Source organism: Streptomyces griseomycini (assembly GCF_014203535.1).
Classification (GTDB): Bacteria; Actinomycetota; Actinomycetes; order Streptomycetales; family Streptomycetaceae; genus Streptomyces; species Streptomyces griseomycini.
Genome location: NZ_JACHJI010000010.1, coordinates 1 through 15475, shown reverse-complemented (window position 1 = coordinate 15475; position 15475 = coordinate 1). Strand labels below are relative to the sequence as shown.

Here is a 15475-nt window from a genome sequence, read left to right as displayed (position 1 = left end):
TCGACGGGGGCTTCTGGCCCTGCTCGACGGCCGGGTGCGGCTTGGTGGTGGACCCGCCGCGCGACCGTCCCGGCCCGTGATCACGGGGCTCGGTGAAGACGCCGCCCGGTGGTTCCTTCCGCAGGTCGCCCTGCTTGCGGGCCCCGGTCGCATGCGGATGGGCGCGGCAGGCCGTGGAGTCGACGCTCAGGTCCCACGTGATCGCACCCTTCGTGTCGGCCAGGGTCCGGAGCCGGGTGAGGATCCGGTGCCGGGTGCCGTTCCGCTGCCACCGGCGGAAGCAGGTCGTGGACGCGGCCCCACGGCCCGTACTCGGCGGGGACGTCCCGCCACGGAACACCGGTCCGGACCCGGAACCGTATGCCGTCGACCAGCTGCCGCCGAGGCCGGACGGGCGGCCGCCCCGCCCCGGCGCCCCTCGGCGACAACGGCTCCAGCACCGCCCCACTGCTCGTCCGTGAGATCTCCCCGACCCATGAACAGTGATCATGCACAGCCCGAGATCCACTCTCGATGCACGGCCTGGCACGATCAGCCGGAAAATCATCCCACTCGGCCGACCGACGTGACAGCGCCCGCTCGACCGCTGGCCGTGCGTGGGCTGCGGAGCCGGTGTGGGTGTACCGGCCGCTGTGACGGGTGACCAATAAGTGGAGCAGACCCACTCGAGGCGAGGAGCGTGCGCGTATGGGGACCGTCGTCCATGTCCCGCAGACCCGGGACATGATCGGAGAGGAACTCTCCGGCGACGAGGCGTTCGCCGCGCTGCGGCACTACGGAAGCCTGCGGTTGCTCACCGACTCCTTCGCCCGCTTCCGCTACGCGGACGGGTTCACCAACGCCCGGGCGCTCGCCTTCCAAGTGGTCCTCGGCCTGGTGCCGTTCACCGTGGCGCTGGTGGGCCTGGCGACCTCGGTGCACACCGAGGGCGTGGGGCGGGTCATCGAACTCACCCTCGGCCGGATCGTGCCCGGCGCCAGTGCCGACCTCGTCCAGGACGCCTTCGACGGGACACGGCGCAGTGCCCACGGCGACATCGGGGCCACGCTGGCCCTGTGGCTCGGTCTGGGCTTTGCCCTGCTGAACCTCGCCTCGGCCATGGGCCAGATCGAGCGGGGTGCCAACCGCATCTACGGCATCGAACGCGACCGTCCCCTTCCTCGTAAATACGGCAGGGCCGTCCTCCTCGCGCTCACGGCCGGCTTGCCTCTGGTGCTCGGTTTCATCGTGCTCGTCGCCGGCGACGCTGTCGGCGACGCGGTGGCCCGTGTGATCGGAGGACCGGGCAGCGGCACGGGGTGGTGGGGTGCGCTCGACCTGCCGGTGGGGCTGGCGCTGGCGTGGGTCGCCTCCGCGGTGATCTTCCGCTGGTCCCCCCGACGGGTCCAGCCCGGCTACACGTGGCTGGCCTTCGGCTCGGCCGTCCACCTCCTGCTGTGGGTCGCGGCGACGTGGCTGCTCGCGCTCTACGTCGAAGGAAGCGGCGCGTTCGGCGCCCTGTACGGACCACTCACCGCCTTCGTCGCCCTGCTGCTGTGGGCCAACCTCACCGCCGTCGCCCTCTTCTTCGGCATCGCGTTCGCGGCCCAGCTGGAGGCAGCGCGTGCCGGTATCGACGCCGCGGTACAGCCGGACCCCGGACCGGGCCCCTGACCGGTGAAGGGACGCGTCGGCGCCGGAACGGGCACGCCGTCGCCGTGTCGTCGGTTCTGCGGCCCCTGTCACGGCAGCCCGGCGAAAGCGGCCTGCCGGGAAAGCGAGCCCTGGCACGTGGTCGTCGTGCGCTGTGCCCACTCCGACGTCCGCCCGACCTGGCCGTCACCGTCCGGGTTCCACTCCTGGGAGCCGTGCGGGTGCCGGCCCGCCCACCAGGGAGGCGGCCCCTGGCTGGCCACGGACATCGAACGCAGGCCCCCGCAGGAACCCGCCCCCACCGAGAAGACCGTCGACCGGGTCCTGGCCGCGGCAAGGGCACCGGTCGAACGCGGCGTCGCCCGCCTGGGGTCCTGGCGGATCTCCCGCAGATCCCGGCGCAGTCCGAACCGCATGACGCCAATCGCCGAGGCTGCCCTCACCCTGGAGCGGCAACGCTGAAGAGGCTCACTGCTCAAGCCCGCGCCGCACGACTCCGAGCGCGACGACGACACCTGCCTTCTCCTGTGCCGCAAGGCCCCGTCGCCCGCCCCACCCCACTTTGTCCCGCCCGTGGGAAAAGTGGCGAGATCTTGTGCGGAATGGGTTCCGGGGTTCAACAAAGCCCGCTAACTTCCTTGAAATGAACCGGTCATGAGGACTGTCGGCCGGTGTCCACGGCGCGACGGCGCGCGCCCGTAGCCCCCGGGCAGCCCCCTGAGGGCTGCCGTCATCCCACCCCCCGGGAGACCTCTGTGCGCACGAGATCGCTCAGACCCAGACGCGTCCGCTTCTTACTCACCGCCGTGGCCTGCGCCGTCGGCCTGCTGCTGCCGGTGTCCCCGGCCACCGCCGCGCCCGCGGACCCCGACCGCGGCGCCGAGGCGCCCGCCGCCCCGGAGTTCCAGCAGGTCACACTCGCCAAGGGCGTGGCCGAGATGGGCGAGCCCATGACGCTGGCGGTGCTGCCGGACCGCTCCGTCCTGCACACCTCGCGCGACGGCACCGTCCGGCTGACCAACGCCGCGGGAACGACCACGGTGGCGGGCAGGCTCGACGTCTACAGTCACGACGAAGAGGGCCTGCAGGGCATCGCCGTGGACCCGGGCTTCGCGTCCAACCGGCACGTCTACCTCTATTACGCCCCCAAGCTCGGTACCCCGGGCGGTGACGCCCCGGCGGACGGCACCGCCGCCGACTTCGCCCTGTTCGACGGGGTCAACCGGCTGTCCCGGTTCGTCCTGAAGACCGACGGCACCCTGGACCTCGGCAGCGAGAAGAAGATCCTCGACGTGCCCGCCTCACGCGGCATCTGCTGCCACGTCGGCGGCGACATCGACTTCGACACGGCGGGCAACCTGTACCTGTCGACGGGCGACGACAGCAACCCCTTCGCCTCGGACGGCTTCACCCCCATCGACGAGAGGCCGTCCCGCAACCCCGCCTACGACGCCCAGCGTTCCTCCGGCAACACCAACGATCTGCGCGGCAAAGTCCTGCGCATCAAGGTGAACGCCGACGGGTCGTACTCGATCCCGGACGGCAACCTGTTCCCGCCCGGCACCGCGAGGACCCGGCCCGAGATCTACGCGATGGGCTTCCGCAACCCGTTCCGGATGAGCGTCGACAAGGCGACCGGCATCGTCTACCTCGGCGACTACGGCCCCGACTCGGGCACCGCGAACCCCCGACGCGGCCCCGAGGGCCAAGTCGAGTTCAACCGCATCACCAAGGCGGGCAACTTCGGCTGGCCCTACTGCACCGGCGACAACGACGCCTACACCGACTACGACTTCGCCACCGGCACCTCGGGAGCCGCTTTCAGCTGCTCGGCGCCGAAGAACACCTCTCCGCGCAACACCGGCCTGACCGATCTGCCGCCCGCCCGGCCCGCCTGGATCCCGTACAACGGCGGCTCGGTACCGGAGTTCGGCAGCGGCTCGGAGTCCCCCATGGGCGGCCCCGTCTACCGCTACGACGCCGCCTCCACCTCCGAGGTGAAGTTCCCGCAGGAGTACGACGGCGACTTCTTCGCCGGCGAGTTCGGCCGCCGCTGGATCAAGCGCATCGAGTCCGCCGGCGACGGCACCGTGCAGTCCATCAACGCCTTCCCCTGGAGCGGCACCCAGGTGATGGACATGGCCTTCGGCCCGGACGGCGCCCTGTACGTCCTCGACTACGGCACCGGCTACTTCAACGGCGACCAGAACTCCGCCCTGTACCGCATCGAGCACGTCACCGGCGGCCACGCCCCGGTCGCCCAGGCGAAGGCGAACGTCACCTCCGGCAAGGCACCCCTGTCCGTCTCCTTCTCCTCGGCGGGCAGCTCCGACGCCGACGGCGACGCCCTGAGCTACGCCTGGACCTTCGGCGACGGCGCCACCTCCACCGCCGCCGACCCCACCCACACCTACTCGGCCGACGGCCAGTACACGGCCACCCTCAAGGCCACCGACAGCACCGGCAAGTCGGCGACGGCCTCCGTGCAGATCACCGTCGGCAACACCGCGCCCACGGTGCGACTCGACCTGCCCCTCGACGGGAGCATCCACGACTTCGGTGACGCGATCCCGTTCGAGGTGACGGTGACCGACCCCGAGGACGGCACCGTCGACTGTTCCAGGGTGAAGGTCACCTTCATCGTCGGCCACGACAGCCACGGCCACCCGCAGACCTCCGCCACCGGCTGCACCGGCACCCTGCAGACCCTCGCGGACGGCGAGCACGACCCCAACGCCAACATCTTCGGCGTCGTCGACGCCGAGTACACCGACAAGGGCGCGAACGGCCAGCCCGCGCTGACCACCCACGACCAGCACATCACCCAGCCCACCCACCGCCAGGCCGAGCACTACGGCGACTCCTCCGGCGTCCAGGTCGTCAACCACGCCCCCGCGCACGGTGGCAGGACCGTCGGCCACATCGAGAACGGTGACTGGATCTCCTTCAAGCCCTACGCCCTCGCCGACGCCGGCACGTTCACCGCCCGGGTCTCCTCGGCGGGCGCCGGCGGCACGATCGAGGTGCGCACCGGATCCCCCACGGGCACCCTGCTCGGCACGGCGACCGTACCGGTGACCGGCGGCTGGGAGACCTTCGAAGACGTCTCCGCCCCGCTCACCGGCCAGCCCGCCGGTTCCACCTCCCTCTTCCTCGTCTTCAAGGGCGGCAGCGGCTCGCTCTTCGACGTCGACGATTTCTCCTTCACCACCTCCGGCGCCGGCTCCCGCTCGGGTGAGGTGAAGGGGGTGAACGGCAAGTGCCTGGACGTGGACGGTGCGCAGACGGCCGACGGCACGAAGGTCCAGCTGTGGACGTGCAACGGTACGGGTGCGCAGAAGTGGACCGTCGGAGCCGATGGCACGCTGCGGGCGCTGGGCAAGTGCCTGGACGTCTCCGGCGGGGGCAGCGCGGACGGCACGAAGGTCCAGCTGTGGACGTGCAACGGCACGGGCGCTCAGCAGTGGGCGCCCCAGGCCGACGGCACGGTGCGCAACCCCCGGTCGGCCAAGTGCCTGGACGCGTCCGGCGGCACCTGGAACGACGGAACCCCCGTCCACCTGTGGACCTGCCACACCGGCCCCAACCAGAAATGGACCCTGCCGTAGAAAGGAGGCGACCACCCGTGCGCACCCGACTCAAGGCCGTTTTGGGCCTGTTCACCGCAGCCGCGCTGTGCCTGACGGCACCGCAGAGCACGGCCGCCGCGCCCGCAGCAGCGGGTCAGACCCGGACCCCGGGCGCCGAAGCCCACGCGGCCGAGGACCCGGCGTACACAGTCCTCGTCTTCTCCAAGACGGCCGGCTTCCGCCACTCCTCGATCGACGACGGCATCGCCGCCCTGCGCGACCTCGGCACGGCGAACAACTTCAGCGTCGTCGCCACCGAGGACGCCCAGGCGTTCACCACCGGAAACCTCGCCCGGTACAAGGCGGTCGTCTTCCTCTCCACGACCGGTGACGTGCTGAACGCCGCCCAGCAGACGGCTTTCGAACAGTACGTGCAGGGCGGCGGCGGATACGTCGGCGTCCATGCCGCCGCCGACACCGAGTACGACTGGCCCTTCTACGAAGGGCTGGCCGGTGCCCTGTTCCACTCGCACCCGGCCGTCCAGACCGCCACCGTCGAGGTGGAGGACCGGGCGCACGACGCCACCGCCCACCTGGGCGGCACCTGGCAGCGCACCGACGAGTGGTACAACTACCGCACCAACCCGCGCACCACCGCCCACGTCCTCGCCTCGCTCGACGAGACCAGCTACTCGGGCGGGAACATGTCCGGCGACCATCCGATCGCCTGGTGCAAGGACTACCAGGGCGGCCGGGCCTTCTACACCGGAGGCGGCCACACCGACGAGTCGTACGCCGAACCGGCCTTCCGCCGGCACCTCCTGGGCGGCATCCGCTGGGCCGCCGGCATGACCGAGGCGGACTGCCGCCCCGAGACCGGCTACACGCCCCTGTTCGACGGCTCGTCCGCCTCGGGCTGGAGCCAGGCCGGCCCCGGCGGGTTCACCCTCGCCGACGGCACCCTCACCTCGCACGGCGGTCTCGGCATGCTGTGGTACTCCGCCGAGGAGTTCACCGGCGACTACTCCCTCAAGCTCGACTGGAGGACGGCCGGGGACGACAACTCCGGGGTGTTCATCGGCTTCCCGTCCTCGGACGACCCGTGGTCGGCGGTGAACAACGGCTACGAGATCCAGATCGACGCCACCGACGCGCCCGAGCGCACCACGGGCGCCGTCTACGGCTTCCAGTCGGCCGACCTCACCGTCCGCGATGCCGCACTGAACCCGCCGGGGGAGTGGAACACCTACGAACTTCGCGTCACCGGCGAGCGGTTGGAGATCTTCCTCAACGGCCGCAAGATCAACGACTTCACCAACACCGACCCGGCACGCAGCCTGCGCCAGGGCCACATCGGCATCCAGAACCACGGCGACGGCGACGAGGTGTCCTTCCGCGACATCCGCATCAAGCAGGGCGACGGTCAGCAGCCCTCCCCCCGCTCGGGTGAGGTGAAGGGGGTGAACGGCAAGTGCCTGGACGTGGACGGTGCGCAGACGGCCGACGGCACGAAGGTCCAGCTGTGGACGTGCAACGGTACGGGTGCGCAGAAGTGGACCGTCGGAGCCGATGGCACGCTGCGGGCGCTGGGCAAGTGCCTGGACGTCTCCGGCGGGGGCAGCGCGGACGGCACGAAGGTCCAGCTGTGGACGTGCAACGGCACGGGCGCTCAGCAGTGGGCGCCCCAGGCCGACGGCACGGTGCGCAACCCCCGGTCGGCCAAGTGCCTGGACGCGTCCGGCGGCACCTGGAACGACGGAACCCCCGTCCACCTGTGGACCTGCCACACCGGCCCCAACCAGAAATGGACCCTGCCCTGACACACACCGACCGATGACCGGCACCACCCCGCCCCTCGCGCGCGACATGTGTGAGGGGCGGGGCGGTCCGGCACACGGCAGAAGAAAATGAGCTGACGCGCCCCTGACAACAGAAGATTTCCGTGGCACTCTGCCTCACGCACGTCTGTCCGCACCGCTCTTCATCCCCCCACCCTGCCCGGACCCGCTCGACGGGTCTCGGCGCGGCAGAAGGAGATCCGCGTGAGACGACACCGCACTGCTGCCGGCATCCTGATGACCGTCTCGGCCCTGCTGACCGGCGGCCTGGTCGGCACCACCACCGCCCAGGCGGCACCCTCAGGCACATCCCCGGCACCACAGGCCGAGGTCCGCACCGTCCCGCTCGCCGAACAGCGCACATCCCGCACCTTCTGGACCGCCGAGCGCATGCGCAGCGCCACGCCCCTCGATCTTCACCTGACTCCCCAGGCAGCCAGGAGCCTCAAGGTCCCCGAAACCAGCGGGAGTACGCCAACGGTCGTCCCCGCCACCGCACCCACCGCCTTTCCGCAGGCAGGCGGCCCGTGGACCGGCGACGGAGCAGTGGTCTCCACCTCGGGCCGGGTGTTCTTCACCTTCCAGGGACGTACCGCTTCCTGCTCCGGCAACGCCGTCACCAGCCAGAACGCCAGCACGGTCATCACGGCCGGGCACTGCGTGAAGTACCAGGGCAGCTGGCACACCAACTGGGTCTTCGTGCCGGCGTACGACAACGGCAACGCCCCCTACGGCCAGTGGACCGCGACCCGCACGCTGACCACGCCGCAGTGGGAAGCGAGCGAGGACATCAACCACGACGTCGCGGCAGCGGTCGTCGCGCCCCTGAACGGCCGGAAGCTCACCTCGGTCGTCGGCGCACAGGGCATCCAGTTCAACGGCGGCTACAACAAACGCATGTACGCCTTCGGCTTCCCGGCCGCCTCGCCGTACGACGGCTCGAAGCTCATCTACTGCAGCGGCAACAGCTCGAAGGACTTCCTCTTCTCACAGGACCACAGCCTCGCCTGCAACATGACCGGCGGCTCCAGCGGCGGTCCCTGGTTCACCGGCTTCGACGAGACCACCGGCACCGGCCTGCAGGTCTCGGTGAACAGCTTCGGCTACACCTTCCTCCCCAACCGCATGTTCGGCCCGTACTTCGGTGACGTCGCCAAGGCCCTGTACGACAAGGCCCAGGCTTCCTGAGCCCCGACCCCCGTCCCCCCTTTCGAGTGACCGGTGCCCGGAGGGGGTGCGCAACGCACGCCGGCCGAGCGGTTCCCGGGCGGACACCGGCCGGCGTGCCGGCCGCCTTCCCAAGCGCCCGCAACACCTCCCGCACCCGCCCCGACTGCGGGCACACAGCGAGGGAGAACCGTGTCACCCAAGCCGACTTCACGTGCGCCTCGTGCGGCTTCACCGCCGACGCGGACCACGTCGGCGCGATGAACGTCATCAACAGGGCCGGGCTGGTCCCCTGCGACGTGGCTTAGCCACCGGCACAGGAAGCCCGCGCCCCCAGTCGTGAGCGGAGCCACCTCATCGGGCATCGCCCAGTGGGCGAGGTCGCCCGAGACGGATGCCTGTACGGCGCCGAGTACGGCGGCGTCGACGTGGCCGCCGCGGATCACGCCGAAGGAAAGGGCGGAGCCGAAGAACGAGGCTCCGGGCACGGCCGTGCACCGCTCGGCCGTGGGGTCGCCGGGAGTGACCCGGACCACGCGCTGGACGAAGAGGCCGGGCGGGCGGTGGGTGCGCGGACACGGGTGCCGTCCGCGCGCCCACCCCCAGCGAGGTGTCGGCGACCACCTCCTCCGTGTGGGCGGGGACAGCCGGGAGAGGCTCAGGCGGGACAGCCGGAGTCCGCGACGACGTAGTACCCGGGCGCGGTCTGCTTGAGGGTGCGCGTGGTGAATGCGTTCCACAGACCCATGGCCTGGCCGGAACCCTTGGCGTAGGTGTGGCCGCCGCTCCGGTAGGCGCGTCCGGCGACCGTGTGGTCGTAGTTGCTGGTCGTGTGGCACGTGGGCGTGTACCCGGTGGTGGTCGCGGCCGCAGCCGAGGAGACCGCGCCTGCCGCACCCGCGGAGTCCACGGCCGCCACGGTGTAGCTGTACGTCGTGCCGGTGGCCAGGCCCGTGTCGGTGTAGGAGGCCGAGGTCGTGGTGCCCACCTTCGTGCCGCCGCGGTGGACGACGTACGAGGCCGCGTCGGGTACCGCCTTCCAGCTCAGGGAGGCGGTGGTGTCGGTGGTCCCGGTGACGGTCAGGCCTGTGGGCGCGGGCAGGGCGCCGGTCCCCTGGTCGTCGCTGTCGAGTCCCCAGAAACGGGCGGTGTGGTAGCTGGAGCAGATGGTGTCGAGGTAGTAGGTGCCGGTGCTGCCGCACTGCTCGGTGCCGCTGCCCGGGTCGACCGCGAGCCCGTGCGCCATACCGGCGACGGAGTAGACCTCGACGGCGGGACGGCCGGAGGCGTCGTCGTGGACGCTCAGTGTGGTGCCTCCGGTGAGGCTTTCGGTGCGGGAGGGCGTCTGGCCGACGCCCCACACGTCGGTCCACTGGTCGCGCAGCTCGGTGGCGTTGGCGGGCTTGACGGTGGTGTCGGCGGTGCCCTGCCAGATCGCGACGCGTGGCCAGGAGGTCGTACCGGCCGGAGCGGCGGAGCGCACCAGGTCTCCCCATCGGGCGGGGCTCCTGTCCGGCGGGCTGTACATGCAGGTGTACGCCGCGGACACGCTGTTCGCGCAGTACGCGGGCAGTCCGGAGTCGATGGCGCCGCCCGCGAAGACGTCGGGGTAGGCGGCGAGCATGTTCGCGGTCATGCCACCACCGGCGGACAGACCGGTGATGTACACCCGCCGGCTGTCGCTTCCGTACTGGGCGACGGCCTTGTCGACCATCTGCTTGATCGACAGCGCCTCGCCCCGCCCGCGCTCGCTGTCGCCGGGCTCGAACCAGTTGAAGCAGGAGCTGGCGTTGTTGGCGCTGCTCGTCTGCGGGAAGACCACTGCGAAGCCGTAGCGGTCGGCGAATGTCGGCCAGCCGGAGTGCGCGTAGTAGTCGCTCGCGCTCTGGGTGCATCCGTGCAGCGCGACCACCAGCGGGGCGCCGGCCGGCAGCGCGTCGGGTGCGTAGGCGTACATGGACAGGTTGCCGGGGTTGCTCCCGAAACCGGTGACCGGCGTCAGACCCGCGGCGGACGCCTGCGGGCTCACGGCGACCGTGCCACCGGTCAGGGCCAGGACACCTGCGGTGGTGGTGATCCAGCGGCGGATGCCTCCGACGAGGCGGCGGCCCCTCGCGGAGCGGAACGGAGGATGCGACTGTCCCATGACGACTGCCTCCTGAGGTGTGAACCCGTCGTGCACCGATGCCGGACGAAGGCCGGTCGCCGGTGTGGCGTGAATCATGCGGGCACGCTCGTCGGCGTTGGCATGGGGGGGACGGCCAGGCTTGCCGGATTCCCTGTGTGACGGGCATCCATGGCCCGGTCCACGATCAGCCGTGTATGGGGGATCTCGCGGAGCAGGACCTCGCACGGCCACCCGGCGCAGTGGTGTTGGGAACCATCACCGCGCGACGGACGGTAGGCGGCCAGCCCATATACCTGATACTGCCTCTGAACACGTTGGTGGCGCGCGACCTGAGCACGGTGGTGACACGCGAACCGGTCAGCGCCCCGGCCGGGCTGCGACGTCGCCCCCGACCGCCGCCGTCGTGGTCCCGGCGCACGGCACCGACCGCTCCGAGCGGGTTCACGTACGGCTGGGCCCGGCGTCTGGTCGGTCCCGGTCCTGTGCCGTGGCGGCTGCACTGTCGCCGGACGCCCGGGGGGCGCCGCGGTGGGCGCAGGCCACCAGGTAGCCGGGGGGATGGAACCCGCAGCGCAGGCGCACCGGCGCGCCGCAGTCGGCGGCCAGGGCGCGCAGCGCGGACGGGTGGTAGGCCTTGCGCAGGCTGATCGCGCCGTCGTGCGCGGCCGCGGTCCCGCCGAGGAGGAACAGCAGCGGGACGACGGCCAGGTACGCCGGGTTCCGCCAGGCGTCGATGACGAGCAGACGGTGTGCGGCCCGGGTGCCCTCGCGGAACACCATGCGCACCTGCGCCGGCTGCAGGTGGTGCAGGGACATCGTGAAGACGGCCAGGTCCCAGGAGCGGTCGGGGGCGTCGATGGCGGTGGCGTCGATGACGCGCGCGGTGACCCGCGGGTGATCGCCCAGAGGGCCCGCGCGGAACGCCCGGACGGAGTCGGGGCTGATGTCGCTGACGGTGACGTGTGCGGTGGGGTGGTCGCGCAGGAGCCGTTCAGCGAGGTGGCCCCGGCCCGCTCCGAGCTCGAGGATGCGGGGCTCACGCGGCCGGCCGACCTCGGCCAGGGCCAGTCGGCTGAAGGTGCGGTAGGCCAGTGACGCGCGCTGGAACCGGTCCAGCTCGCGCAGTCCCCTGCGCGCCCTCTCCGCCAGCCGGGGATCGGGGTGGTCGACGAAGTCGATCCACTCGGCCCGGTCGGTTTCGTACAGGCGGTCCCACCAGGGGGCTCCCGGGCCGCCCCGCGGAAACTTCCCGTCGTGCACGGTGCTCCACCTCCCGCGGTGATGTGTGCGGATGCCGTCGTGGTGTGCGGATGCCGTCGTGGTGTGCGGATGCCGTCGTGGTGCGTGCGGACGCCGTCGTGGTGCGGATGTGCGGCATGGGGGTTCAGGAGGCAGCGAGCTGACGGACCGCGGCGCGGAAGGCCGCCGGCGCGGCCCGGCATCCGGGCACCAGCAGCGAGCGGGCGCCGGGGTGGGCGGTGGCGAGGACCAGGGCGCGGGTCAGCCACCGGTAGCGGCGCGTCAGGCGCCGCCAGGCGTGGCCGTAGCGGGCGGGGGAGCCGGCGACCAGGGCGTCGACCGCGGCTTCGGCCTGGGCCAGTGCCAGGCTGATGCCCTCGCCGGTGAGCGCGTCCTCGTACCCGGCCGCGTCGCCGGCGAGCAGGACGCGGCCCACGACACGGCGCGCCGGGTACTGCCGCATCGGGCCGGCGCCGCGCACGCTGGACGCCGGATCGGCGTGAGCGAGCCGGCGGCACAGGTGGGGGAAGGTCTCCAGCAGCGCGGCGTAGGCGTGGTGCGCCGCCGTGTCCGGCGACGCGGCGGCGGGGCGGTACAGGACGGCGACGCCCACCTGGTCCGCGGCCACGGGGGTGATGTAGGCCTCGGCGTGCGGGCCCCAGACCACCTGCACGCTCCGGCTCCAGGGCTCGGCGCGCCAGTGCCGGCGCAGTCCGAAGCGGCGCGGGAACCCGCGCCGGACGGGCACACCGAGGTGGCGGCGCAGCGGGGAGTGCAGGCCGTCGGCGGCGATGAGCCAGCGTGCCCGCACCCCTGCGGCGGTCACCCCGGTGGCGTCCTGCGCCACCGCCGTCACGCGGACGTCGAGCCGGTGAGCGCCTGCGGCGTGCGCGGCGGCGGACAGCGCGGCCTGGAGCGCGGTGCGGCGCACGCCCATCCCGGGCCCGGCCGGGAACGGCGCGTGGGCCCGGCGGCCGGACGGATCGAGGTAGTCGATGCCGACCAGGGGCACGCCCTCCGGCCGCACCCCGAGGGCGTGGAGCCGTCGCACCCCGCCGGGCATCAGGCCTTCACCGCACGCCTTGTCCACCGGGTCGGGCCGCTTCTCGCAGACCGTCACGGACATGCCCGCCCGCGCGGCGTGGAGCGCGGCGGCCAGTCCGGCCGGACCCGCGCCCACGACGAGCAGATCGGTGTCGTACACGGCGCCGCTCACCCGGTGAGTCCGAGCGCCGCGTTCTCCACCCGCAGGCGCACGGTGAGGACCGCGGCGTTGGCGGCGGTGAACACCAGCGCGGTCAGCCACGCACCGTGCACCAGCGGCAGCGCGACCCCCTCCGCCGCGACGACCAGGTAGTTCGGATGCCGCAGCCACCGGTACGGGCCGCGCCGCACCAGCGGCAGGCCCGGAACGACGATGACCCGGGTGTTCCAGCGCGGACCCAGCGACCGTACGCACCACCACCGCAGCCCCTGCAGCAGCACCACGGCGCACAGCGCACTCCAGCCCACCACGGGGACGAACGCCCGTCCGGCGACGGCGACCTCCACGAGGACGCCGGCCAGCAGGGCCGTGTGGAGGGCCACCATGACCGGGTAGTGGCCGCGTCCGTGTTCCACACCGCCGCGCGCCCGGGCCCACCGGGAATGCCGCACGGAGACCACCAGCTCCGCCAGCCGCTCGGCGGCGACCGCCGCCACCAGCACGACCAGCCACGCGGGCAGCGCCGCGACGCCGTGCCGCATCACACGCCTCCCGGCGCTGTTCGCCGGGCCGGCCGCGCTCCGCGCGCACCGGTCAGTCCCGCGGGGCGGCGTGTGCGGTGCCCGGTGAGCGCGGGGACCAGCCGTTCCGGCCGCGCTTTCTCGGAAAGGGACATGTACCGGCTCCTCGAGGTGGTTCGCAGGCGGGCGGAAGGGGAAGCCGCCGCGGTCGGACGGGGACGTTCCGGGTCACCAGCGCAGCAGGACCAGTTCGCTCGCGAAGCCCGGCCCCATCGCCGTGAGCAGCCCGGCGGAACCGGGGGCGGGAGGGGCCTCCAGCGTCGCCCGCAGCACGTCCAGAACCGACACCGACGACAGGTTGCCCCGCGTGGCCAGGGAATGACGGGTGTGGGCCAGGGCCTGCTCGGGCAGGTCGAGGGCACGCTGCACCGCGTCGATGACCCTGGGCCCGCCCGGATGGCAGATCCACGCGGTGACGTCACCGACCGTCAGGCCGTGATCGGCCAGGAAGGCGGTCACGTCCTTGGGCAGTTCCCGCTCCGCCACCGAGGGCACCTCCGGGGACAGGACGATGCCGAAACCGTGCGCGCCGATCTGCCAGCCCATCACGTCGGCGGTGTCAGGATAGAGTCGGCTACGGGTGGCCACGACCTCAGGGCCGTGCACGTCACGGGCCCGCCGTTCCCCCACGGCGACGAGCGCCGCGGCACCGTCCCCGAACAGGCCGGCGGCCACCAGGCCGGCCGTGGACCAGTCGCGGCTCTGCACCGTCAGCGAGCACAGTTCGACCCCCAGCAGCACCCCGACCTGGTCGGGGAACGCCCGCAGGTAGTCGTGCAACCGTGCGATGCCCGCGGCCCCGGCGGCGCACCCGAGACCGAACAGCGGGATGCGCTTGACGTCCTGGCGCAGCCCGATCCGCTGCGCCAGGCGGGCCTCCAGGGAGGGCACCGCCAGGCCGGTCACCGTCGTGCTGATCACCACGTCCACCTCGTCCGGTGCCACCCCGGCCGCGCTCAGCGCCTCGTTCACCGCCTGCTCGCCCAGTTCCAGGGCCGTGCGCAGCCAGACACGGTTGGCACCGGTGAACCCGCCCAGGGTCGCGTACTCCTCGAGCGGCAGCGACAGGTTCCGCGTGACCACCCCGGCGTTCGCCGAGAACCTCCTCAGCGCGCGGTGGGCGCTCGCAGGTCCGGGGAACAGCTCCGCGTGCGCCGCCGTGATGTCCTCCTGCCGGTACTGGTGCGGAGGCACGGCCACCCGGACCGCCGCCACCCGCGGCCCGGCACCGCCCGGCCCCCACTGCGGGGGCGGGCGCTCTGCGAAGGCCGGTGGGCGGCTGTGGGTCATGCCTCTCGCCTTCCGTCCGAGCGTGCCGCTGCCGCCCGGTGCCCAGGGCCGGGCACACAGGATGCGCCGCCTCAGGGGCAGGCGTCGAGGGCCGGAGCGCGTAACCGACAGTAAGAAGTTCAGTACGTATGGTAATCGCATGTAAGGTGCCCGCATCCGAAGACGGGGTCCGGGGAGCGTCCGGGCGAGGACGACCGCCGTGGCGCAGATGTGGAGGGAAGCCACCTCCGGGCGGATGCCGACGGCTGACAGGTACGGCCCGCTGTCCGGGTGAACAACCTCGGGTGGGGGCACGGCCTGAGGAAGATGCACCGATGGCCGGTGAGAACGTGACCGGGGTCGAGTCCGTCGAGCAGTCTGGACCGCAGCCGGCGGGGGCGGTGGATGATCGGCTGACCGACGTGGGGCTGCTGGAGATCGTCGTGTCCCGCGGCCGGGGCGGCTCGTTCGAGCCGAAGACCGTCAGGAAGCGGCACAAGCGCCTGACCGGTGTCGACGAGATGGTGATCCCGTCGGCCGCGAAGGGCCTGACCACCGGTGAGGTCCAGGCTCACCTGGCGGAGGTTCGTGGCGCCGAGGTCTCCCGGCGGACCGTCTGCACGATCACCGACGAGGTCCTGGGCGGCATGGCCGGGTGGCTTCAGCCGGCCGCTCGACGTCGTCTGTCCGGTGGTCTTCGTCGACGCCGTCCACGTGAAGATCCGGGTTCTGTCGACGATCTTGTGATCCGGACGGTTGAGCGGGGTGTGCCGACTGTTCGCGATCATGCCTCGGGTGCTCTCGTGATGTGCTCCTGGAGTTGTTTCCGTATCTGTCCACGCTGCTGA

General features: G+C 72.1%; 11 protein-coding genes and 3 pseudogenes. 7 read left to right on the top strand and 7 right to left on the bottom strand.

The window, feature by feature from the left end:
- Positions 1-80: 80 nt before the first annotated feature.
- A complete protein-coding gene (locus tag FHS37_RS39865; RefSeq protein ID WP_229889885.1) occupies positions 81-725 on the bottom strand; it encodes a transposase in 645 nt (214 codons plus the stop codon).
- Between FHS37_RS39865 and FHS37_RS26120 the strand changes: the two genes are divergently transcribed.
- The 6 genes and pseudogenes from FHS37_RS26120 (at position 688) to FHS37_RS39860 (ending at position 8514) form a co-directional block, all read left to right on the top strand.
- Complete coding sequence (locus tag FHS37_RS26120) at positions 688-1653, top strand: YihY/virulence factor BrkB family protein (protein WP_184825509.1); 966 nt, start codon at positions 688-690, stop codon at positions 1651-1653. The two genes, FHS37_RS39865 and FHS37_RS26120, sit on opposite strands and share 38 nt — an antisense overlap.
- A 210-nt stretch (positions 1654-1863) precedes the next feature.
- Positions 1864-2094 (top strand): annotated as a pseudogene (locus FHS37_RS26115) (IS5/IS1182 family transposase); the annotation flags it as partial.
- A 293-nt stretch (positions 2095-2387) separates the two neighbouring features.
- Positions 2388-5240, top strand: coding sequence for a lectin (locus FHS37_RS26110; RefSeq protein ID WP_184825507.1), 2853 nt, complete (start codon positions 2388-2390; stop codon positions 5238-5240).
- Between the two features lie 17 nt (positions 5241-5257).
- A complete protein-coding gene (locus FHS37_RS26105; RefSeq protein ID WP_184825505.1) occupies positions 5258-7021 on the top strand; it encodes a lectin in 1764 nt (587 codons plus the stop codon).
- A gap of 222 nt (positions 7022-7243) precedes the next feature.
- The gene (locus FHS37_RS26100) at positions 7244-8227 is read left to right on the top strand and encodes a trypsin-like serine peptidase (protein ID WP_184825503.1); all 984 of its coding nucleotides are present in this window, start codon (positions 7244-7246) and stop codon (positions 8225-8227) included.
- Between the two features lie 26 nt (positions 8228-8253).
- Positions 8254-8514, top strand: coding sequence for a zinc ribbon domain-containing protein (locus FHS37_RS39860; protein ID WP_308436727.1), 261 nt, complete (start codon positions 8254-8256; stop codon positions 8512-8514).
- Positions 8515-8556: 42 nt separating this feature from the next.
- Here FHS37_RS39860 and FHS37_RS41330 read toward each other — a convergent pair.
- The 6 genes and pseudogenes from FHS37_RS41330 to FHS37_RS26070 form a co-directional block, all read right to left on the bottom strand.
- Positions 8557-8709, bottom strand: a pseudogene (locus tag FHS37_RS41330) (CoA-transferase); the annotation flags it as partial.
- A 155-nt stretch (positions 8710-8864) separates the two neighbouring features.
- Positions 8865-10352: an extracellular catalytic domain type 1 short-chain-length polyhydroxyalkanoate depolymerase gene (locus FHS37_RS26090; protein WP_184825501.1), complete on the bottom strand. Its 1488-nt coding sequence runs from the start codon at positions 10350-10352 to the stop codon at positions 8865-8867.
- 423 nt (positions 10353-10775) lie between these two features.
- Positions 10776-11594 (bottom strand): class I SAM-dependent methyltransferase, encoded by an 819-nt coding sequence (locus FHS37_RS26085; protein WP_184825499.1) that lies wholly within the window; start codon positions 11592-11594, stop codon positions 10776-10778.
- A gap of 124 nt (positions 11595-11718) precedes the next feature.
- Positions 11719-12789 (bottom strand): NAD(P)/FAD-dependent oxidoreductase, encoded by a 1071-nt coding sequence (locus FHS37_RS26080; RefSeq protein WP_184825497.1) that lies wholly within the window; start codon positions 12787-12789, stop codon positions 11719-11721.
- The gene (locus tag FHS37_RS26075) at positions 12786-13319 is read right to left on the bottom strand and encodes an isoprenylcysteine carboxyl methyltransferase family protein (RefSeq protein ID WP_184825495.1); all 534 of its coding nucleotides are present in this window, start codon (positions 13317-13319) and stop codon (positions 12786-12788) included. The genes FHS37_RS26080 and FHS37_RS26075 overlap by 4 nt, the downstream gene beginning before the upstream one ends.
- 207 nt (positions 13320-13526) lie before the next feature.
- Positions 13527-14648, bottom strand: coding sequence for a type III polyketide synthase (locus FHS37_RS26070; RefSeq protein ID WP_184825494.1), 1122 nt, complete (start codon positions 14646-14648; stop codon positions 13527-13529).
- Between the two features lie 392 nt (positions 14649-15040).
- Here FHS37_RS26070 and FHS37_RS26065 point away from each other — a divergent pair.
- Positions 15041-15353 (top strand): annotated as a pseudogene (locus FHS37_RS26065) (transposase); the annotation flags it as partial.
- Between the last annotated feature and the right edge of the window lie 122 nt (positions 15354-15475).

Excerpts from the sequence above, each read along its gene's own strand:
- FHS37_RS26120 (WP_184825509.1), top strand. The coding sequence starts at position 688 with ATGGGGACCGTCGTCCATGTCCCGCAGACCCGGGACATGATCGGAGAG.
- FHS37_RS39865 (WP_229889885.1), bottom strand. The coding sequence starts at position 725 with ATGTCCCGGGTCTGCGGGACATGGACGACGGTCCCCATACGCGCACGC.
- FHS37_RS26090 (WP_184825501.1), bottom strand. The coding sequence starts at position 10,352 with ATGGGACAGTCGCATCCTCCGTTCCGCTCCGCGAGGGGCCGCCGCCTC.
- FHS37_RS26075 (WP_184825495.1), bottom strand. The coding sequence starts at position 13,319 with ATGCGGCACGGCGTCGCGGCGCTGCCCGCGTGGCTGGTCGTGCTGGTG.
- FHS37_RS26070 (WP_184825494.1), bottom strand. The coding sequence starts at position 14,648 with ATGACCCACAGCCGCCCACCGGCCTTCGCAGAGCGCCCGCCCCCGCAG.